Origin of the sequence: Halorientalis marina (assembly GCF_023028345.1) — an archaeon.
GTDB lineage: Archaea > Halobacteriota > Halobacteria > Halobacteriales > Haloarculaceae > Halorientalis > Halorientalis marina.
This window is the reverse complement of record NZ_CP095487.1, coordinates 125,070-144,704: the sequence shown is the minus strand read 5'-3', so window position 1 is coordinate 144,704 and position 19,635 is coordinate 125,070. Positions and strand designations below refer to the sequence as shown.

The window sequence follows — 19,635 nt, the reverse complement described above, 5'->3', positions numbered from 1 at the left end:
GAAGGTTTTTCCCGCCGCCGGCCCACGGTCGGGTATGACCGACGACGCCCTCGCCCGCGCCGCCGACGCGCTCCGCGCCGGTGACCTCGTCGTTTACCCCACCGAGACGGTGTACGGCCTCGGCGCCGACGCCACCGACCCCGACGCCGTCGAGCGGGTCTTCGAGACGAAAGGCCGGGACAGGGACAAGCCGGTCTCGCTGGCGGTCCCGGACGCGGAGGCCGCCCTCGAATACGCGAACCCTACCGCCCGCGAGCGGCGGTTCATGCACGAGTTCCTCCCCGGCCCCGTCACCGTCGTCGTCGAGCGCGCCGGGTCGGTGCCCGACGTCCTCACTGCCGGCCGCGACCGCGTCGGCGTCCGCGTCCCCGACCACGAGACGGCACTCGCCCTGCTGGAGCGGTTCGCGCCAGTCACCGCTACCTCCGCGAACGTCTCCGGGACCGGGAGCGTCCGCGACCTCTCGGAACTGTCAGCGGACGTCCGCGAGGCCGTCGCCGTCACCGTCGACGGCGGGCGAACCCCCGGCGGCGGGAGCACCGTCGTCGACGTCGAGGCCGGCGAGATCCACCGCCGCGGCCAACTGGCCGACGAGATCGAGGACTGGCTGGCCGGTGCGTGAGCACCGCCCCGTCGACGGCACGGCGCAACGTTTGCGGCGGACAGTGGCTTTTTACCTACATCATCTTTAATTATATTCCACGGGCACGACGCCCGACGGTTCAGATGGACGTGGAACGACTGGAACGACCCGTTAGCGAGATCATGACCAGTCCGGCGCGGACGGTCGACCCGGAGATGGCGGTGACCGACGCCGCACGGATCCTCTGGCACGAGGGGATCGGTGCGCTGATCGTCGAGACCGACGAAGTGGCGGGGATCGTCACGGAAAGCGACGTGGTTCGAGGGGTCTGTGCGAGCCACGACCCCGAACAGCTTCGAGTACGCGAACTCATGACCGACCTCGTCATCACCGTCGGCCCCGAGGAGACGATCCGGGACGCCAGCGTCCGGATGCAGGACAACGACATCAAGAAGCTCCCCGTCGTCGACGACACGGGCACGCTCGTCGGTGTCGTCACGACGACCGACATCGCGGAATCGATCGCTCCCTCCTTCGACGACGTCCTCGCCGAGTTCGCCGAGTGAGGCCGTCACACCGACGGTGGGGCAGTCCCCGTGGCCCTGCCGGCCACCACTCGCGCAAAAACGTCCTCGCGAGAGCTTCGCTCTCGCGGACGTGGGCGAAAAAGGCCGCTCTCTCACTCGGTTCGCTCGCGGTCCAGGGCTTCTACCGCTCGTCGATGGCCGGGAACTCCTGGTCTTCCGGACCGATGTAGCGACCGCGCGGGCGGATGAGACGGTTGTCGTCGTACTGTTCGAGGACGTGGGCGATCCAGCCGCCGACGCGGGACATCGCGAAGATGGGGGTGTAGATGTCGACGGGGATGCCCATCTGGTAGTACGTGGAGGCCGAATAGAAGTCGACGTTCGGGGCGAGGCCCTTGTTCTCGGCCATCCACTCCTCGATGTCGGTGGAGTACTCGAACCACTTCAGCGAGCCGGCGGCCTCGCCGAGGGCCTTGGACTTGTCCGAGAGGATGCGGGCCCGCGGGTCCTTGACGTTGTAGACGCGGTGGCCGAACCCGGGGACACGCTCGCCGGCGTCGAGCTGGTCCTCGACCCACGTGACCGGCTCCTTGCCGGACTCGTCGAGGTCGAGCAGTGCCTCCATCACGTCCTGATTGGCGCCGCCGTGGAGCGACCCGGAGAGCGCGCCGATGCCCGCGGGGATTGCCGAGTGGAGGTCCGCGAGCGTCGAGGAGACGACCATCGAGGAGAACGTCGAGGCGTTCAGTCCGTGGTCGGCGTGCAGCACGAGCGCCATGTCGAAGGTCTCGGCGAGCACGTCGTCGGGCTCCTCGCCGTTGAGCATGTAGAGGAAGTTCTCGGCGTGGCCGAGTTCCTCCCGCGGTGCGACGGGGTCCTGTCCGTCGCGCAGACGGGTGAACGCCGCGACGATGGTCGGAATCTTCGCGGTGATGCGCCGCCCTTTCCGGAGGTTCGCCTCGCGGTCCTGGGGATCGGCGCCGGCGTCAGGGTCGTACGCCGACAGCGCGGAGACGGCGGTCCGCAGCGCCGCCATCGGGTTCTCGTCTTGCGCCGCGAGGTTCTCGATCAGCGCGAGCACGTCCGCGTCGAGTTCGCGCTCGGCGCTCATCTCCCCGCTGAAGTCGTCCAGCTCCGACCGATCCGGGAGGTGCCCGTGCCACAGCAGGTACAGGACCTCCTCGAAACTGGCGTCGCGTGCCAGATCGTCGATGGTGTAGCCCCGGTAGACGAGTTCGCCCGCGTCACCGTCGATGTAACTCAGCTCCGACTCGGCGACCAGGACACCCTCGAGTCCCTTCTGGAGTTCGTCGGACATACCCTCCGATTTACTACCGGCCGCTAAAAGGATTATCTTTCGAGAGGGATGTGGCACCACCACATGGCGACACGATTGGACGGATGCACACTCGCACCGACCCTTTTCGACGCTTTTCGACGGTCCATCGGACACTGGGTGGAACGCTACCCCGGCCACTCGCACGTCCGCCTGTGGCCAGGTGAGCGACCGCTCGGGGGATGCTCGGCCGTCCGGCCGAGGACCGGTGCGGGCAACGTTTTTGCCGGACGGCCGCCCAGATAGGGGGGATGGCAGAGGACCTCGAGTACGAGCCGGTCAGCGTCAAGGAGGTGCTGGCGGAGATGAAAGACACCGCGGAGTTGTTGATCGACCTCTCGTACTCGGCGGTCCTGCTCGGCTCCGACGAGGTGGCAGAGGAGGTGCTCGAACTCGAAGACCGGATGGACGTGCTCCAGTTGCGGGCCCGGATGAGCCTGCTGATGGCCGCCCGCAGTCCCGAGGACGCCGAAGGGCTCGCACCCGTGCTCGGGATGGTCGGCGCCGCCGAGAAGATTTCCGACGCCGCCGGCGACATCGCCAAGATCGTCCTGGAGGACATCGGCCTGCCCGACGCGATGCGGGCCGCCCTCCCCGAGGCCGTCGAAACGCTCGTCCGCGCCCGCATCGTCGCCGACTCGCCGTTCACCGACCGCACGCTCGTGGACATCAACCTCGAAACAGAGACGGGCGTCCGCGCGCTCGCCATTCGCCGGCGCGGCGACTGGCTGTTCAACCCCGGCCCCGAGACCGTCCTGCGGGCCGACGACGTGGTCCTCTTTCGCGGCCCAGAGGAGGGAATCGACGCCGTCTACGAGGACGCCACCGGCGCGGCGTACGAACCGCCGAACCCGCCCGCCGAGGGCATCGAGGACCTCGAACGCGCCGTCGACGCAATCGTCCACATGAAAAACATGAGCGAACTCGCGGTCGACCTGGCCTACGGAGCCGTCCTCTTCGACTCCGACGAGGTCGCCGCGGAGGTGCTCGAACTCGAAGCCGAGGTCGACGCCCTCCAGTCCCGCTTCGAGGCCTGGACCCTCCAGGCCGCCGGCCGCATCGACGACCCCGTCTCCCTGCGGGGGCTCGTCCACCTCGCCACCGCCACCGAGGTGATCAGCGACGCCGCTCTCGAAATCAGCGAGGGCGTCCTCCGCGGCCTGGGCACCCACCCCGTCGTCCAGGAGGCGGTTCTCGAGAGCGACGAGGTGATCGTCCGCCTGACCGTCGCCCCCGACAGTGACCTCGACGGAGCCACGCTCGGCGGCGAGACGGTCAAGACCCGGACCGGAATGCGTGTCATCGCCGTTCGCCGGACCCACGCCGCCGCCGACGACGCTCCCGACGGCGGACTCCGGCCCGACGCCGGCGACTGGATCGTCTCGCCCGGGCCGGACACGCGCCTCCACACCGACGACGTACTCATCGCGAAGGGGACCCGGTCGGGCGCCGGCCGCCTCGCCGCGCTCGTCGGCGACGACGTCGATATCGAGGGCTAGAGGTCCTTCGAGAGCCGGTAGGCGCTGACGCCGGTCAGCACCGCGGTCGCGAGCATCCCTAGCGTGATCGCCAGCACGAATCCCAGCCCGAGGTAGTAGTACGACGACCGGGTGGTCGCCCCGGGGTCGATGACGAAGATACCGACCACGGCCAGCGTAAAGAGGACGCTGAACCCGAACCCGCGTTTCGCGTTCGTCGGCACGTTCAGCGCCTGTACGAGCGCTCTCCCGCCGCCCTGGGCCTTCTCGACCGGCGGCCCGCCCTCGGCACCGGCCCCGTCGGCACTCGCTGCGCCCTCGACGCCGTCCGTGCCGTCGTGTTCGGATGCCACATCCTTCCTACGGGCGGGCGACCCAAAATCGCGTCGGTCGGGCCGTCCGCCGTCCCGGACGGTCGTTCTCGGGTGACTCGCCCCCGCAGCACTCGTCCACCGCCCCCGCAGTACCCGCTTTCCGCCTCCGGATCCCGGCAGGGAGTGAGGCATATCGAACCGCCTAAGAGTGTGCAACCGCCGGGTTGAAACAATGACGAGTCTCGGGACGGCGGACGCAGCCCCCGGTACGGTCGACACCGGGCGACTCTACGTCGGTGAGACCCGCGACGGAGCCGATATCGGCCTCCCCGTCGCGGTCGTCAACGGCGCCGAGAGCGGGAAGACCCTGTACATCCAGGCCGCCAGCGACGGCGACGAACTCAACGGCGTCGGCGTGATCCAGCGCCTCGTCCCGCGGCTCGACCCCGACGACCTCGCCGGCACGGTACTGATCGTCGGCATCGTCAACTACCACGCCTTCCAGGTCGCCGAACACCGCAACCCCGTCGACGACACGAAGATGAACCGGACCTACCCCGGCGACGAGCGGGGGACCTCCTCCGAGCGCATCGCGGCCGCCACCTTCGACGCCGCGACCCGCGCCGACCTCGTCCTCGACCTCCACCAGGGGTCGACCTCCCGGATGATCGAGGAGTGCCGGGTGCGGTGTGGCCCCCGCCACCGCCTCCACGAGCAGTGTCTCGAACTCGCCAAGGTATTCGGCTGTGGTCACATCCTCGACCAGAAGGGGCCCGACGGCCAGCTCGCCCGTGCCGCTCCCGACGAGGGCGTCCCCACCATCGACCCCGAACTCGGCGGCTGTGTCGGCTGGGACGCCGACTCCATCGAGATCGGCCTCCGCGGCGTCGAGAACGTCCTCGCGTACTACGGGTTCACCGACGAGACCCACGTCCCCGAGCCACAGACCCGCGCGACCGGCTTCGAGCAGTACGGCTCGCCGACCGGCGGCCTCGTCACCTATCACGCCGACCTCGGCGAGCGCGTCGACCGCAACGACCTCCTGTTCGAGATCACCGACGTCTTCGGCGAGAACAAGGCCCGCGTCACCGCCGACTCCCCCGGCGTCTTCTGGCGCTCCCGCCGCCTCCCGCAGGTCGCCACCGGCGAGTACGTCTGCTCCGTCGGGACCGACCTCGATTCCTACTAACCCACCTTTTTCCCGCTCGGGTGCGCCTACGGCGCACCACTCGCGACAAAAACGTGGGCGAAAAAGGCCGAACTCGCGCCGTCGGCGCGAGTTCGGTGAACCGCGGCGCGAAGCGCCGCGGATGCTCACCCGACCGCACCGTTCCCGTGAGTGACCGCAGGGAACGAACGGATGCTTGTCAGAGTTTGCTCTGACGGTGACCGCGCTCCCGCCGGTCGCGCGGATGCTCGACCGCCACCGCACAGCACCGCTCCGCCCCGCTCACCGCTCGGGATGGGTCGGTGCGTCGAAGCCGCCCCGCACCAGCGGCTTCGCGATGTGCCGGCGCGCACACGGCGGCACCTCGTACCACCCGCGTTCGAGGTCCCGGTCCAGGGGCCGTTCGACCTTCCCCGGCGCGCTCGTCCCGCAGTCACGACAGCGGTAGCCCGCGTCCGCGCCCGCGCTCCCCATCGACCGCCCACACTCGGGGCAATCCGGCGTCACGCGCTCGGTCGTTCGCAGGTCCCGGACCGCGAACTTCTCCAGTTTCAGCGTGCCGTCGGCGACCTCCCCGCAGACCGTCACCATGTCGCCGACCCGGAGGTTCCGAACGCGGTCGCGGAACCGCTTGGTCGGCTCGAAGGCGACACACGGGAGCGCCCCCTTCGTTTCACCTCCGCTGACCGACAAGAAAACGTGGCCGCCGGCCCGGGTCTCGGGGGGATCGACGACTTCGGCGGGCAGGCGGTACGCGCGGCCGTCCCGAGGGTTGGCGTCGGGCGGTGGGGGACGGAGATGTACGTCCGTCCCCTGGTTCGTGACGAACGTGGCGCGGCGCTCGACGGGTTCGCTCTCGATGGCTCGGGCCGCCTGCTCGACCGTCTCGCGGTCGTCGCCGCGGATGCCGTGGAGGACCGGCCCGGGCGTGTTCGGGACGCAGACGGCCTCGCCTTGCTCCGCGGCTCCCTTCGCTCCGCGGCTCCTTTCGTCGCCGCTCCGCAACGAGGCTTCCCTTCGGTCACCCTCGCAGCGCTCGCCGCTTCGCTTCGAGGCCTCCCGCCGGTCGCCCTCGCTTTCCCCGCGGTCGACCGTGTCCCAGATGGCCGGGTAGTGCTCGTCCGCGACGGCGAACACCGAATCACGGTCCACGTCGCGGTCGGTCCCCCAGCGGTCCCGCTCGCGGTAGGAGATACACTCGTAGGTCCAGTCGGCGGGCCAGTCCGCGGCGCGGAACCCCTGCCAGGCGCCGACGGCGGCCGTGGCACCGACGAGGCCGCGCCCGTTGCCCCACCCCTCGTGGCGGTACCCCTCGGCGGCCAGGCGCTCGCGAACCCGCTCGTGGTCGAGGCGGTCCCGGACGGCGGCGCGTGCGACCGACTGGACCCACGACGGCGCGGCGTCGAGGTCGCCGTCGGTCGCCACGACGCCGGGATTCGTCCGGGGGTCGCCCGTCGCCGCGCGCGAGCCGACGATGTCCGTGGCGATGGCGAACGCCCGGTCCGGGGCGAGGTCGCAGTGGACGGCCAGCGCGGCGTTCCCGCGGGTCTTGTGCTCGACGGCGGGGTTCAGCCGGACCAGCACCAGTCGCTCGACGCTGCCGCCGGCCGCCCGCACGCGGTCGGCGAGCAGGGCGGCGGCGTAGGTGGTACACATCCCCTCGGTCCGGGAGTCGGTATCGTCCAGGCCGACGACGGTCACGTCCGTCGGTTCGAGGGTCCCGGCCGTACGCCTTTCGCACCCGTCTTCGTATAAAACGATTTCGCCCACCGATTCGCGGAATCGACGGACGACGCGTGTGGCCCCGTCACAAACGTTTTATACGAGGATGGGTTAAAGATACCCTGATGACACGGTCCGCACTGGTCGGCAACGTCACCGCGATGCTCGAGGACGCGGGGTTCGTCGTGAGCGACCGGTGTGCGATCCGCCCGAAGAGTTTCGACGTAGCCGCCCGCAGAGGCGAGGAAATCCTGCTGGTAAAGATTCTGGGCAATATCGATGCATTCGACGCGGTGACGGGTGCCGAGATGCGCCGCCTGGGCCAGTACCTCGACGCGACGCCGATGGTGATCGGGCTCCGCACCCGGGACGAGGAACTCAAACCCGGGGTCACCTACTTCCGGCACGGCGTGCCGGTGCTCTCGCCCGATACCGCCCTCGAACTGTTCGTCGAGGAGGTGCCGCCGCTCATCTACGCCGCGCCCGGCGGCCTCTACGTCAACATCGACAGCGAGGTGCTGGAGGGCGCCCGCGAGGACCGCGACTGGTCGCTGGGCCGCCTCGCGAACGAACTCGGCGTCTCCCGGCGCACCGTCTCGAAGTACGAGGACGGCATGAACGCCTCCGTCGAGGTCGCCACGCAACTGGAGGAACTGTTCGACGCGCCGCTTACCTCCCCCGTCGACGTCCTCGACGGCGCCGACGAAGTCCGCGACGGCGAACCCATGCCCGACGACCCCGAGGTCGACCCCGACGACGAACCCATCGTCCACGTCCTCACGCGCGTCGGCTTCGACGTCCATCCGACCGACCGCGCGCCGTTCAAGACGGTCAGCGAGGACGAACACCGCGAGTCGCGGATGCTCACCGGCCACTCGGAGTTCACCGAGACCGCCGAGAAACGGGCCCGGATCATGGCCTCCGTCGGCCGGGTCACCCGGACGACCTCGATCTACGTCGTCGACCGCGCTCACCACCGGGAGTCGGTCGACGGCACCGCGCTCATCGAGCGCGACGAGATCGAGAACGTCCGCGACGTCGAGGACCTCAAAGACCTCATCAAAGAACGGGCCGAGGAACGCGGATCCCCGGCCTGAGAGAGTCCCACCCCCATCGACGACCCACCACCCCAGCCGTCGCGCGGACCGACCGCTGGCCGGTCACGCCTCGCGAAAGGGGGGGATAGGGGGATGCCAGCACGGGGGGTGCCGGCTGTCACGGACCACGAGAGCGTTCAGTCGGTACGACAGACGCCGAGGGGCCCGTGACAGCTAGTACATTACACTCGGCTATAATGAACCTTCCAAAACTCCGATGGAGTTGTCGATGGAAAATCCTGTTATTCAATTCGGATATTCGCGACCAGTCGGTCGTCACGAGCGGCGAAAACCATTCACTCGCGTCGCTCGTGACCGGGAGAATTACGCGGCGCCGTAGGTCTCTTCCAGGTACTCGACGCCACCTTTTTCTCCTCGGGTCGCTCCCGGTGGTCGCGACCACTCGTCGAAAAACGTGGGCGAAAAAAACCGTCCACTCGCGTCGCTCGTGACCGGGAGAATTACGCGGCGCCGTAGGTCTCTTCCAGGTACTCGACGATGTCGTCGGACTCGGGCATCCCTTCGACGCCGTTGTCCGGGTCCACGAGGACGGGCACGCCGGTCTGTCCGGAAACGTCCTTCACCTCGGTCCGTTCGCCGTGCGAGCGCGGGACCATGTGGGACTCGTACTCCAACTCGAGGTCGTCGAGCTTGTCGATCACTTTCGCACAGTACGGACAGCCTTCGAGTTCGTACAGTTCGAGGTTTGCCATCACCGTTTCGTAGACGCGCGACGCTCAAGAGAGCACCGGTAGTTGCATCAGGCGCGCACAGCCGCGCTACCCGTCGCGGTCGGCCAGCAGTTCGGAGGCGGTCACCAGCGCGTGTAGTTCGAGGTCGTGGTCGGCGAGGTTCTCGCGGCCGCCCTCCTCGCGGTCGACGACGACCAGCACGTCCTCGACGACGGCGCCGGCCTCCCGGAGCGCCTCGGCGGCGTCGACGGCGCTCTGTCCCGTCGTCGCGATGTCCTCCAGCACGACGACCCGCTCGCCCTCCGCGAGGGCGCCCTCGATGAGGTTTCCGGTGCCGTACTCCTTTTTTTGCTTGCGAGCGATGACGTAGGGCGTGCCGGTCTCGACGCTGGCGACGGCCACGAGCGGGACCGCACCGAGCGCAACGCCGGCGAGTTTCGTGTCGGCCTCGCCCATCTCCGCCAGGCGGTCGGCGAAGGCCTCGGCGATCAGGGCGAGACAGTCCGGGCTGGTCTCGAAGACGTACTTGTCGACGTAGTAGTCCGAGGTACCGCCGTGGGACAGTTCGAACTCCCCGAACCGGACGGCGTCCGCGTCCCGCAGCGCGTCGATGAGCCGCTGGTTTGTCATGGTGGGAGTGGCGAACGCGGGGGACTAATACCCGCCGACTCGGCGCGCAGCCGTGCTACGTTCGGCCGACGACGTAGATCGCGGCGAGGCCGCCGACGAGGATGGCGAACCAGTAGCTCGCGACCCGGTAGACCAGCGAGACGGCGTAGGCGTCGGCCTCCGACAGCCCGACGAGCGCGATGAGCAGGCCGGTCAGCGCGAGCTCGACGCCGCCGAGACCGCCGGGCGAGGGGACGATGCCCGCGATGGTGCTCGCGGGCACGATGAAGAGGATCAGCAGGGGACCGATGGCGATGCCGACGGTCCGGCCGGCGAAAAACAGCGGCGCGGCGAAAAAGACCCAGCCGACGTACGAGAACACCAGCGCCCGGGCGAGGGCGCGGGGGTCGCTCGCGATGCGGTCGAAGGCGGCCCCGAGGTCCCGCATTCGCTCGCGGATCCCCGCGACCGTGAGCCGCGGCGTCCGGCGGGCGACGGGGGCGACGAGGCGCAGGACGCCCGCGGCGAGGCGCCCGCGGAACCGCCAGCCGACCATCGCGAACGCGGGGACGCCGACGGCGAGCGCGAGCAGCCCCATCGCCAGCGGGCGCGCGGCCGTCGGCAGGTTCGCCTGCCAGAGCAGCCAGCCCATCCCGACCGCCGCGAAACTGAAGAAAGGGAGGAGGTTGAGCAGGTCCGCGGTCACGACGCTGGCGAGGCTCTCCTCGTAACTGGCGTCGGTGTCCCGCGAGAGGACGTAAGCGATGAACGGCTCCCCGCCGGCCTGCCCGAGCGGCGTCACGTAGTTGGCGAAGGTGGCCGCGAAATAGGTGACCACGAGCCGGCGAAACGGCTCCCGGATGTCCGCCACCTCCAGGACCACCTGCCAGGCTTTCCCCCACGCGACGAGGCCGACGAACGTCGACAGACAGCCCACTGCGAGCCACCGGAGCTGTGCGCCCGCGAACGCCCGCGAGAGGTCCTCGGTCCCGATGCCGACCGCGACCAGATAGAGGATGATGGCGGCGATCCCGAACCCGACCCCGATCCGGACGAGCGTCTTGCGGGTCGCGAAATCGAGGACTGCGCGACCGTCGTGGGACACGACTGGGGCCTCCTAGTCGATGTACCCCAGGTCACGCAGTCTGTCCTTGGCCTCGCCGCCCATCCCCTCGAGGACGTCCCCGTCGCCCACGTCCGACCACTCGCCACCGACGGTGCCCTCGAAGGCAGTCAGCGCCGCGGCCGTCTCGGCGATGACGGGATCGTCGCTCTCCTCGCCACCGCCGAGGACGTTCTCCGTCTCGCCGGGGTCGTCGTCGACCCGGTAGGCCTCGTCGGGGATGCGCTCGTTGCGAACGTACTTCCCGTCCGGGCGCCGGGCGGCCCGCATCCGCGAGTAGAAGCGGGAGTCGGGGTCGAGTTCGATGCCGGCGCTCTCGGCTTTTCCCTCCAGCTGGCGGAGTTCGACGACCGGCTGGTGGTACTCGACGAAGCCGTACGCGCCCCGGTCGTCGAGTTCCAGGCCCGTCCGCTCGTCGACGCCGTCGAAGTCGCGGTACCCCTCGCGCAACAGCGACCGCGCGGGGTCCAGGTCGACCCCGCCACCGGCCGCGTCGACACCCGCGTGGTCCAGCACGGTGTGATAGAGATCCATCAGCTCGACCGTCGTCTCGTCGTCGCGCTCGCCCGCGTCCAGGTCGGGGTGTTTGACCATGAGCGGGACGTTCACGAGCGGGTCGTAGATGCAGAACTCGTGGCCGTAGAGGTCGTGTTCGCCGTGGAGTTCGCCGTGGTCGGCACAGACGACGACGAGGGTGTCGTCCCACTCGCCCTGGGCCTTGAGCCAGCCGAAGAGGCGATTGAGCTGGTCGTCGATGTGACGGATTTCGGCGTCGTAGAGCCCCACGATGTCCTCCCACTCGTCGTCGCCGATGTCGCGGGCACCGCAGTTGTACTCCTTCGAGTTCTGGCAGACTGCCGTGGAGTCGACGCCGGGGGCGAACTCGTCGGCGTACTCCTCGGGCGGGTGGTAGGGGAGGTGGGCGTCCATCAGATTGATGAACTGGAACCACTCGCCGTCGGCGTCCCCGACGAACTCCATCGTCGAGTCGACGACGGCGGGCGTTTTCGTGTCGCCGCCGCCGCCCGACGCGAGGTGTTCGTGGACGGTGTTGCCGGCCTTGACGAGCCAGTCCGCGACCGAGCGCAGGCGGTCGTCGTCGTTCATCTTCTTCCAGGCCGTCGCCAGCGGCCCCGAGAGGAACTCCCCGGGCATGATCTGGAAGAAGTTGTCCTGGTCGTCGAAGCCGTCGGTGAGGTGCGTGTACGGCGTGATCCAGGCGTTCGAGGAGTAACAGGCCGTGTCGTAGCCCGCCGCCGACAGCGATTCGGCGAGCGTCGTCGCGCCCTCCAGGTAGGGGTTCTCCTGTGTCGCACCGTGCTCGCTGGGGTACAGCCCGGTGAACAGCGAGGCGTGGACCGGGAGGGTCCACGGCGCCGGCGCGACCGCCTGCTCGTAGACGGTCGCCTCCTCGGCGAACTCCGCGAGGTGTGGCGTCGTCTCCCGGTCGTAGTCGTAGACCGACAGGTGGTCCTTCCGGACCGTGTCCAACACGACGAACAGCACGTTCGCCGCCTCGGTCGTACTCATTACCCTACGTCCGGCGGTCCACCGGGTTAAAGACCCTGATTCACGCCCGTCCCCCCGTCCGGTTGCGGTTCGTGGCGGCCGCTCCCGGTAGTGCGGCCCGAAAAAGCGCGGCTCGTCGTCGTCTCAGAACGGGGCTTCCGGCCCTTCGTCGTCGTCGCCGTCCTCGTGACCGGGGAAGGAGGGGCTCATGCCACCGCCACCGCCGCCACCGCCGGCCATCCCCTCGTTCCCGCCCATCTCGCCCGTGTGGGCGTTGACCGACTCGACTTCGGGAATCTCCTTGACCATCCGGGTCTTGATCGCCTGGATCGTCATCGGGGAGATGCCACAGCCCGAACAGGCACCGCCGAGCTGGATCGACACCTCGCCGGTCTCGCGGTCGATGTCCTGGATGGCCGCGCTACCGCCGTGCATCTGGATCTGCGGGAAGTTCCGGCGCAGGAAGTTGGCGATCTGCTCGCGCAGTTCGTCGCCACTTTCGGTTTCCGTGCTCATTGTGGCCGGAGATAGAGCGCCACCGGTCATTAGCCTTTGGTCTCACATGGTCGGCGCGTAACCACGACTCCTTTCGCTGGCGGCTCAGTCCCGCTCGTGGTCGACTTTCGCGACTACCTCGACCTCCACGACGAGGTCGGGGTCGATCAACGCCTCGACTTCGACCATCGTCGCCGCCGGGCGCACGTCGCCGAAAACCTCGCCGTGGGCGCGGCCGACCGCCTCCCAGTCGTCGATGTCGGTCACGTACAGGCGGGTTCGAACCACGTCGCCGACGCCCGCGCCGGCCTCGTCGAGGGCCTCGGCCACCAGCCCGAGCGCGTGTCGGGTCTGTTCGTACGGCTCGCCGGGGGCGACCGGCTCGCCGTCGTCGTCGGTCGCGGTCGTCCCCGCGACGTGGACGGTGTCGCCCGCCCTGACCGCCCGCGAGTAGCCGACCTGCCGTTCCCACTCGGTCCCGTCGGAGACCAGTCGCCGTTCCATGCCGTCCCTCCCGACCAGCGCGGTGAAAAAGGCCGCCCCCTACTGGAGGCCGAACGTGCGCTGCAGTTCGCCCTCGATCTCGTCGACGTAGCGGTCCAGGAGTTCCTCGAACTTCTCCTCGGCGACGACGACGCCCTGGAGGCGGTCGTAGGGGTCCGCGGGGAGTTCGATCCGGAACTCGCCGTCGCCCTCATAAAACGGCTCGCTCTCGTTGAGGACGAACTGGTCGATGGCGTGAATCAGCTCCGAGTCGTAGCGGTCGTTCATCGTCTCGAACGCCCGCTTGTAGGACTGCTGGAGCTCGGGGAAGTAGTTCGCGTACTTGTCCTCGAACTTGTCGGGGTCGAACTCGGTCATCGCCGGGTCTTGGTCGGCCAGCCTAAAAGTCGGTCGCTATTCCATCTCGGGGTCGGGGTCGTCATCGGTGAAGAGGGCGCCTTCGCGGAGCGCCAGCCCGCGGTTGGGCAGGGCGAGAACGTACAGCGCGATCCCGACGGCACCGGCGAACGCGACCGCGGCGGCGATCGGGAGGACGATGGTCGAGGAGAAGACCGTGCTCAACGTCACCGTCTCCGGCACGACGGCGGCGAACACGAGCGCGAGGATCAACAGCGCGAACATCACGCCGAACACGAAGCCGGCGCCGAAGATGAGGCGTTCACGCTCGGTTCGCTCGTCGGCCTCCTGATTCATACACCCGGCTTTTGACTACCCGGATAAAGAGTTGATGGCCGTTTCGACCCTCGAACGGTCGATTCTCCTCACTGCGGTTCCTCGTCCGCCCCCGGCACGCCCGCCGAGACGAGCCGCCCTTCGATCCGGCGGAGATGCTGACCTCGACGCTCGCGAACGCGCGGGTCTCCGCGATCCGCTCGCTCAGTTCCGCCCGCGGCCCCGTCTCGACGATCTCGATGGTCGCCGGATCGTGCCGGAGATACCGGATCGGGAACGACACCGAGACGCCGAACGACCGGTGGACCGACAGCACCCGCTGGAGCGTCTCGCCCGGCCGGAGCCTGATCTGGGCGACCAGCGGTTCGTCCGGCCGGTCGCCCCCCTTCGTGATCGCGTAGTCGACGACCTTCCCGCCGCCGTCGCCGAGGACCGACTCCCGCCGCGCCGCCGAACAGTCGAACTCGTAGACGAGCACGACCGTCCCGTCGGCGACGAACTCCAGCGACCGGATCGCCTGCTGGGAGATACCCGCCCGCCACAGCGCCCGCTCCCCCCGGTCGAAGTGCCCCTCGTCCGGCGTGATGGTGTACCCGATCTCCCACACGTCGCCCCCTCTCGTACGACCTGTTCGCGGGAAATTATAAAGATGTGGTCATGACCGCACCAAGATACACCCGCGATACCCCGCACTGTTCGGGTGCAGTATGGGAACGGACGACACTACGGGTGAATCGGACGGACGAACGACGACGAGTAGACGCCGGGTCCTGCGTGGACTCGGCGCGGCGGCGGTGGCCGGGACGGGCGCCAGTGCCATGGTCGGAGCGGCCGCCGCGCAGTCGGTATCGGTCGACGTGATCGCCGCGACCGGGAGTGTGGGTGGGCACCGCGAGTACCTCGGCGACGAGGCCGTCGGCACGGACCTCGCGAACGCCATCCATGAGGCCGCGCTCGGACACACCACGCTCACTCTCGATCCACGCAGCCTCCCGCTGTAGTCCCCCCGACTGCAGCACCCAGCACCACGCTGCAGGACCGGCACTGCAGCTCCCCCTCGTAGCTCTGCCGGCTACACGTTTTCCCCGTTCCCCAACGGGGTTTCGCGACGGCGCATGGCGAGCGGCGGCGCCGATTCGCTGGCCGGGGCGCCCCGGTTTCGTATCGCACTCCGTGGTGTACAGCGTCAGACGCCGGTCGCGGCACCCGAGCGACGGCTCCCCGCTGAAAAGAGCCGCTCCCCTACGATTCCGGGTCTTCGACGCCCTCGCCGCCGCGGCCCTCGCCGCCGGCGAAGCGGTCCGCCCCCTCCATCGCGGTCGCCAGCGCGCGGGACCCGTGCCAGGCCTCGATCTTCAGTCCCTGCTCCATCGGCTCGCCGAGGCCGTCGTAAACCGCGGCGCGGTCCGTCCGGACCGTCTCCTGTGGGAAGCCGGCGATCAGCTCGGCCACCTCGACGGCCCGCTCTAGCGCCTCGCCCTCGGGGGCGAGGCGGTTGACGAGCCCCCACTCCTTCGCCGTCTCCGCGTCGAGGGCGCGCCCGGTCAGGATCAGGTCGAGCGCGCGCCCGAGGCCGACCACTCTGGGTAGCCGCTGCGTGCCGCCGTCGACGAGCGGCACGCCGAACCGCCGCTCGAAACAGCCGAACTCGGCGGTCTCGGCCGCGACCCGGAGGTCACACCAGAGCGCCATCTCGATACCACCGGCCACGCAGTGCCCCTCCACGGCCGCGACGGTGGGCTTCGAGACCTGCATCCGCGAGAAGCCGAGGTACCCCTCGGGGTCGTCCTCCAGGTCCATCGCTTTGAGGTCCGCGCCCGCGGAGAAGGTACCGTTCGCACCCGTGAGGACGCCCACGTCGACGGCATCGTCCTCGTCGAACCGTTCCCAGGCCGCCCGGAGCGCGAGGGCCGTCTCCCTGTCGACCGCGTTGCGCCGCTCCGGGCGGTCGACCGTCACCACTGCCACCGAGCCGCGTCGCTCGTACTCGACGCTCATACCGTGGCGTTCGGCAGCTCCTGGCAAATATCCCCGGGTGGGCGCGGTCGTCGCCGACGTTCGGTTTCCGGGGGCTGTGCGGTGCGATTTCGGCCGTCTCCGCGGACCGGCAGGAAAGAGCGGCGTCTGACGCTGTACACCGCGGAGTGCGATACGAAACCGGGGCGCCCCGGTTCTGCCGGGGACCGAGCGGTGCCTTTTCGGGCCGGCGGCCGTATCGGCAGTCGATGGGGGTTTTCAGTTCACGGAGCGCGCGGCGGACGGCCCTGCTCGCCGCGCTCGTCGTCGTGGTCGCGTTCGGGGCACTCGCCTTCCTCGTCCGGACGTACGCGCCCTTCCTCACCACAGGGGCCGGGATTCGGGAGTTCGTGGCCGGCTTCGGGGTCTACGCGCCGCTCGTGTTCGTCGCGCTCCAGGTCCTGCAGGTCGTGGTCGCACCCATCCCCGGACAGGTGACCGGCTTCGCCAGCGGCTACCTCTTTGGCTCGCTCTGGGGCTCGGTGTACAGCATCCTCGGAATCGGGATCGGGAGTGCCATCGCGTTCTGGCTCTCCCGCCGGTACGGCCGTCCCTTCGTCGAGCACGTCGTCGACGACGAGGCACTCGACCGATTCGACGACTTCGCCGCTCACGCCGGCATCCCCGGTCTCTTCATCGTCTTCTTCGTCCCCGGCCTGCCCGACGACGTGCTCTGTTTCGTCGGCGGGCTGACCGAGATCGACCTCTGGAAACTGGTCACTATCGCCGTCGTCGGCCGTGCGCCCGCCTTCGTTCTGGTGAACGTCTCCGGCGCGGGCTTCGCCAGCGGGAACGTCGGACTGGCGGTGGTCGCGCTCGCCGTCCTGGTCGGGGCGTCGCTGTGGGGGTATCTCAACCGCGATCGACTCCTCGCGCTCCTCGATAGCTGAGCCGCTCACCCCAGCTGGTCGCCGACGATTTCGTCGGCACGGTCGATGAACGCCCGTTCCTCGCCGGCGGGGATGGTCGCGCCGGCGGCGACGTTGTGGCCGCCACCCCCGCCGCCGACCGCCTCGCTCGCCTCGCCCATCACGACCGACAGATCGAGGCCCTGCGCGACCAGCCGGCCGGTGCCGCGGGCCGACACCTTCGTCTCCTCGTCGCTCTTTCGCGCGAAGGCGACGATGGGCGTGTCCGGATCGACGCCCTCGACGCCGACGGCCATCCCGGCGACGATGCCGACGATGGTCTCGCGGATCGCGTCGCCCGCGTCGAACCACTGGAGGTTGTCCTCGCGGGTGACGCCCTCCGATTTCACCCACTGGAGCCCCTCCGAGAGGTTCCGCCGGTGGGTCCGGAGGAGTTTCCGCGCCCGTTCCAGTCCCGCCTCGCGGTCGCCGAGACAGACCGCCAGCCCCACGTCCGCCCGCTCGTACCGCGCGGTGGCGTTGAGGAGGGTCGAGAACTCGCTGGCGTCGCGCAGCTCCGTCCCCTTCGGCTCCGCGGTGAGCGTGTAGGTCGTCGCCACGAGTCCGTCCACCTTCTCGGCCGAGACGCCGCGCTTGATCGCCCGCTGGACGAGCGAACTCGCAACCGTCTGCCGTTCCTCGTCGGTCAGGTCGACCCAGCGGCGCCACTCGCCCCCCTCTTTCAGGTCGAGCCCGAGGCCGTCGAGGAAGGCGATAGCCCCCGATTCGTCGTTCGAGATACCGGGAATCCGCACCTCGCTTGAGTACTCCAGGAGCTTCGGGAGCGGCCGGGTCTGTTTCCCGTAGAGCGCGAGGTCGGTCCCCTCGTCGAGGACCCCGGCCGCGACGCCCTCCGCGACGATGTTCGCGTTCGCGCCGTGGAGTTCGCCGCCGACGGCCTGCATGTCCCCGACCGCGCCGACGACGGCCAGCCCCGCCAGGTCGCGGTTGTCCGCGACGCCCTCGACGCCCGCTCCCGCCGCGCCGCCATCGGCATACTCCGACGCGGGCACGCTCCCGTCGTTCGCCTGCCCGCCGTCGGTCGCCGCGCCGTCGCTCGTCTCCGCGAGCGCCCGCGCGAGGACGTAACTCGCGCCCGCGCCGGACAGTTCCGAGGCGCCGTCGATGCCCTCCAGCAGGGGGTTGAGGTGGTACTCCGTCCCTGTATCGGCGGGCTGGTGGTGGTCGGCGATGACGGGCGTGAAGTCGCCGGCGGCCTCGTGGTCGCTGATGCAGTCGAGCTGGCCGCTCCCGAAGTCGGTAAAGAGGACGGTGTCGTACTCGCGGGCGGCGATGGAGGCGATCTCCGCGTCGTCGAGCTGGTTTTTGAACACGACCTCGAAGTCGAGTCCGGCCCGTTCGAGCGCCGTCGCGGCGATGGCGGCGCTGGTCAGCCCGTCGGCGTCGATGTGGGACGCGAGCAGGACGCTGTCGGCCGCTCGCAGGCGCTCGGCACACGCCGCGGCACGCTCGTCGAGGGCGGGAACGGGTCCGGCCATACACGGTTTCGTATCGCGCTCAGGGATATAAACTTCCGGACGATGGGGCTGGACCGGGCGCGACGCGGAGACGGCGCTCCGTCGACATTAGCAGTGGGTGACCGGAGCGCCGTGACGAAGACAGCGGCTGGATGCGCACGACAGGGGAGCCACTCGACGCACCGGATCTCGGCTTCGAGTTCGGCGTTGATCGGCGGCGCTCCGGGATGGGTATCGGTGGCGGCACCGTGGCCGGCATCGAACGACGGCCGGCCGCTCACGCCGTGTCGCCGTCCGGCGCCGCTTCGAGAGGCTCGACACGAAACACGTAGTCTGCGTAACTGCCATCGAGGTTCGCGGGACTCTCTTCGGTCGTATGCTCCCGACAGAGAACGGCCTCCGCCTCGACGGCACCGTGCCCCGTTTCTTCCTGATATCGTTCGAGGACGACGAACCGCGCTCGCTCGGTGCAGCCGCGACGGTGGCACTCGGGCAGCGAGTCCGGCACTCCGTCCTCGCGTCGGTTCTCGTCGGCCGCCTGCTCCCGTTCGTTTTCCGTGTCTGCCATCCTCGCTCCGTAGGGGCAGCAAGCGAAATAATGCTGTGGTCGCCCCAGCTGGCGGTGTTCAGATAAGGATGAAGAGTGAGGCGGTGTGTTTTCTGAGTGGTCTATGCCCGAAAATACACGCCTCGGCAGTAGTATCGCCCAGATCGACTTAGAGTTTGTTGAACGCGAGGCGACACCGCGACTGCTGATGAAGCTCGGTATTCAGTTGCATCTCGCTGGTCTTTCGCTTTCGAATACAGTTTCGATTCTTGAGGTATTCGGTGTCCAACGAGCGCGATCCACCGTCCATAATTGGGTTCACAAGGCAGATCTACAGCCCGAAACTGGACGCTGCCCGGATCACGTTGCGGTCGACGAGACTGTGATCCGACTCAACAACGAGCAATATTGGCTGTACGCTGCAGTCGATCCCGAAACGAACGAATTACTCCATACAAAGCTTGAGCCGGTGAGAACAAACGCTCTCGCTCACGCGTTATTTGCTGAACTCCGCGAGAAACACGACGTGGACGACGCCGTGTTTCTCGTCGATGGCGCAGCACCGCTGAAAGACGCCTGCCAGCAACACGGCCTCGATTTCAGATACGAGCGCCACGGAAATCGGAACAGCGTCGAACGTGTCTTTCGTGAGGTAAAACGACGTACTTCTTCGTTCTCAAACTGTTTCAGCAACGCCGAGCGGGACACAGCTGACGACTGGCTCCGATCGTTCGCCTTCGCATGGAACCAGCTAATCTGAACACTACCCCCCGGCTCTCGGTGTGCACGCTCCCTGTCTTCAGCGCGGCTCTCGACGCCGCACTGCGCGAGCGTTTCCACGGACGGAAAAACGGCCT

At 68.7% G+C, this 19,635-nt stretch carries 23 protein-coding genes; 8 read left to right on the top strand and 15 right to left on the bottom strand.

Annotated elements, in window-relative coordinates; translation table 11 throughout:
* Positions 1-34 precede the first annotated feature (34 nt).
* The gene (locus tag MUG96_RS00820) at positions 35-622 is read left to right on the top strand and encodes an L-threonylcarbamoyladenylate synthase (RefSeq protein ID WP_246985638.1); all 588 of its coding nucleotides are present in this window, start codon (positions 35-37) and stop codon (positions 620-622) included.
* A gap of 104 nt (positions 623-726) precedes the next feature.
* Positions 727-1,149 carry a CBS domain-containing protein gene (locus MUG96_RS00815; protein WP_246985636.1) on the top strand — a complete coding sequence of 141 codons (423 nt, stop codon included), beginning with the start codon at positions 727-729 and terminating at the stop codon, positions 1,147-1,149.
* A 142-nt stretch (positions 1,150-1,291) separates the two neighbouring features.
* Here the strand turns inward: MUG96_RS00815 and citZ are convergent, their stop codons facing one another.
* Positions 1,292-2,428: a citrate synthase gene (citZ, locus tag MUG96_RS00810; RefSeq protein ID WP_246985634.1), complete on the bottom strand. Its 1,137-nt coding sequence runs from the start codon at positions 2,426-2,428 to the stop codon at positions 1,292-1,294.
* A gap of 269 nt (positions 2,429-2,697) precedes the next feature.
* Between citZ and MUG96_RS00805 the strand changes: the two genes are divergently transcribed.
* On the top strand, positions 2,698-3,945 hold the full coding sequence (locus MUG96_RS00805) for a potassium channel family protein (RefSeq protein ID WP_246985632.1): 1,248 nt from the start codon (positions 2,698-2,700) through the stop codon (positions 3,943-3,945).
* Here MUG96_RS00805 and MUG96_RS00800 read toward each other — a convergent pair.
* On the bottom strand, positions 3,942-4,277 hold the full coding sequence (locus tag MUG96_RS00800; RefSeq protein ID WP_246985631.1) for a DUF7536 family protein: 336 nt from the start codon (positions 4,275-4,277) through the stop codon (positions 3,942-3,944). The genes MUG96_RS00805 and MUG96_RS00800 overlap by 4 nt on opposite strands.
* 193 nt (positions 4,278-4,470) lie before the next feature.
* On the opposite strand from MUG96_RS00800, the gene MUG96_RS00795 reads away from it, so the two are divergent.
* A complete protein-coding gene (locus MUG96_RS00795; protein WP_246985629.1) occupies positions 4,471-5,427 on the top strand; it encodes a succinylglutamate desuccinylase/aspartoacylase family protein in 957 nt (318 codons plus the stop codon).
* Between the two features lie 261 nt (positions 5,428-5,688).
* Here the strand turns inward: MUG96_RS00795 and MUG96_RS00790 are convergent, their stop codons facing one another.
* On the bottom strand, positions 5,689-7,107 hold the full coding sequence (locus MUG96_RS00790; RefSeq protein WP_246985627.1) for a tRNA(Ile)(2)-agmatinylcytidine synthase: 1,419 nt from the start codon (positions 7,105-7,107) through the stop codon (positions 5,689-5,691).
* 146 nt (positions 7,108-7,253) lie between these two features.
* Here MUG96_RS00790 and MUG96_RS00785 point away from each other — a divergent pair, with 146 nt between their 5' ends.
* A complete protein-coding gene (locus tag MUG96_RS00785) occupies positions 7,254-8,225 on the top strand; it encodes a transcriptional regulator (RefSeq protein ID WP_246985625.1) in 972 nt (323 codons plus the stop codon).
* A gap of 461 nt (positions 8,226-8,686) precedes the next feature.
* Here MUG96_RS00785 and MUG96_RS00780 read toward each other — a convergent pair whose 3' ends face one another.
* The 9 genes from MUG96_RS00780 to MUG96_RS00740 form a co-directional block, all read right to left on the bottom strand.
* The gene (locus tag MUG96_RS00780) at positions 8,687-8,938 is read right to left on the bottom strand and encodes a glutathione S-transferase N-terminal domain-containing protein (RefSeq protein WP_246985623.1); all 252 of its coding nucleotides are present in this window, start codon (positions 8,936-8,938) and stop codon (positions 8,687-8,689) included.
* Positions 8,939-9,004: 66 nt separating this feature from the next.
* On the bottom strand, positions 9,005-9,547 hold the full coding sequence (pyrE, locus tag MUG96_RS00775; protein ID WP_246985621.1) for an orotate phosphoribosyltransferase: 543 nt from the start codon (positions 9,545-9,547) through the stop codon (positions 9,005-9,007).
* A gap of 55 nt (positions 9,548-9,602) precedes the next feature.
* Positions 9,603-10,631 carry a lysylphosphatidylglycerol synthase transmembrane domain-containing protein gene (locus tag MUG96_RS00770; protein ID WP_246985619.1) on the bottom strand — a complete coding sequence of 343 codons (1,029 nt, stop codon included), beginning with the start codon at positions 10,629-10,631 and terminating at the stop codon, positions 9,603-9,605.
* Between the two features lie 12 nt (positions 10,632-10,643).
* The gene (locus tag MUG96_RS00765) at positions 10,644-12,179 is read right to left on the bottom strand and encodes a sulfatase (protein ID WP_246985617.1); all 1,536 of its coding nucleotides are present in this window, start codon (positions 12,177-12,179) and stop codon (positions 10,644-10,646) included.
* Positions 12,180-12,302: 123 nt separating this feature from the next.
* Positions 12,303-12,674: a NifU family protein gene (locus MUG96_RS00760; RefSeq protein ID WP_246985615.1), complete on the bottom strand. Its 372-nt coding sequence runs from the start codon at positions 12,672-12,674 to the stop codon at positions 12,303-12,305.
* Positions 12,675-12,758: 84 nt separating this feature from the next.
* On the bottom strand, positions 12,759-13,157 hold the full coding sequence (locus MUG96_RS00755) for a RidA family protein (RefSeq protein ID WP_246985613.1): 399 nt from the start codon (positions 13,155-13,157) through the stop codon (positions 12,759-12,761).
* Positions 13,158-13,196: 39 nt separating this feature from the next.
* Positions 13,197-13,514, bottom strand: coding sequence for a DUF5783 family protein (locus MUG96_RS00750; RefSeq protein ID WP_246985611.1), 318 nt, complete (start codon positions 13,512-13,514; stop codon positions 13,197-13,199).
* Between the two features lie 36 nt (positions 13,515-13,550).
* Entirely contained in the window at positions 13,551-13,850 is a 300-nt protein-coding gene (locus MUG96_RS00745) for a hypothetical protein (protein WP_246985610.1), read from the bottom strand.
* Entirely contained in the window at positions 13,816-14,436 is a 621-nt protein-coding gene (locus MUG96_RS00740) for a hypothetical protein (protein WP_246985609.1), read from the bottom strand. Before MUG96_RS00740 ends, MUG96_RS00745 begins: the two co-directional genes overlap by 35 nt.
* 100 nt (positions 14,437-14,536) lie before the next feature.
* On the opposite strand from MUG96_RS00740, the gene MUG96_RS00735 reads away from it, so the two are divergent.
* Positions 14,537-14,830 (top strand): hypothetical protein, encoded by a 294-nt coding sequence (locus MUG96_RS00735; protein WP_246985608.1) that lies wholly within the window; start codon positions 14,537-14,539, stop codon positions 14,828-14,830.
* Between the two features lie 241 nt (positions 14,831-15,071).
* On the opposite strand, the gene MUG96_RS00730 is transcribed toward MUG96_RS00735, so the two are convergent.
* Positions 15,072-15,827 (bottom strand): crotonase/enoyl-CoA hydratase family protein, encoded by a 756-nt coding sequence (locus tag MUG96_RS00730; protein WP_246985607.1) that lies wholly within the window; start codon positions 15,825-15,827, stop codon positions 15,072-15,074.
* A 227-nt stretch (positions 15,828-16,054) separates the two neighbouring features.
* Between MUG96_RS00730 and MUG96_RS00725 the strand changes: the two genes are divergently transcribed.
* The gene (locus MUG96_RS00725; RefSeq protein ID WP_246985606.1) at positions 16,055-16,735 is read left to right on the top strand and encodes a TVP38/TMEM64 family protein; all 681 of its coding nucleotides are present in this window, start codon (positions 16,055-16,057) and stop codon (positions 16,733-16,735) included.
* A gap of 5 nt (positions 16,736-16,740) precedes the next feature.
* Here MUG96_RS00725 and recJ read toward each other — a convergent pair whose 3' ends face one another.
* Together recJ and MUG96_RS00715 are read right to left on the bottom strand one after the other, a co-directional pair.
* Positions 16,741-18,252 carry a RecJ family nuclease gene (gene recJ / locus MUG96_RS00720; RefSeq protein ID WP_246985605.1) on the bottom strand — a complete coding sequence of 504 codons (1,512 nt, stop codon included), beginning with the start codon at positions 18,250-18,252 and terminating at the stop codon, positions 16,741-16,743.
* A 256-nt stretch (positions 18,253-18,508) separates the two neighbouring features.
* The gene (locus MUG96_RS00715; protein WP_246985603.1) at positions 18,509-18,799 is read right to left on the bottom strand and encodes a hypothetical protein; all 291 of its coding nucleotides are present in this window, start codon (positions 18,797-18,799) and stop codon (positions 18,509-18,511) included.
* 103 nt (positions 18,800-18,902) lie between these two features.
* Here MUG96_RS00715 and MUG96_RS00710 point away from each other — a divergent pair, with 103 nt between their 5' ends.
* On the top strand, positions 18,903-19,538 hold the full coding sequence (locus MUG96_RS00710) for an IS6 family transposase (RefSeq protein ID WP_246985601.1): 636 nt from the start codon (positions 18,903-18,905) through the stop codon (positions 19,536-19,538).
* The last annotated feature ends 97 nt before the right edge of the window (positions 19,539-19,635 follow it).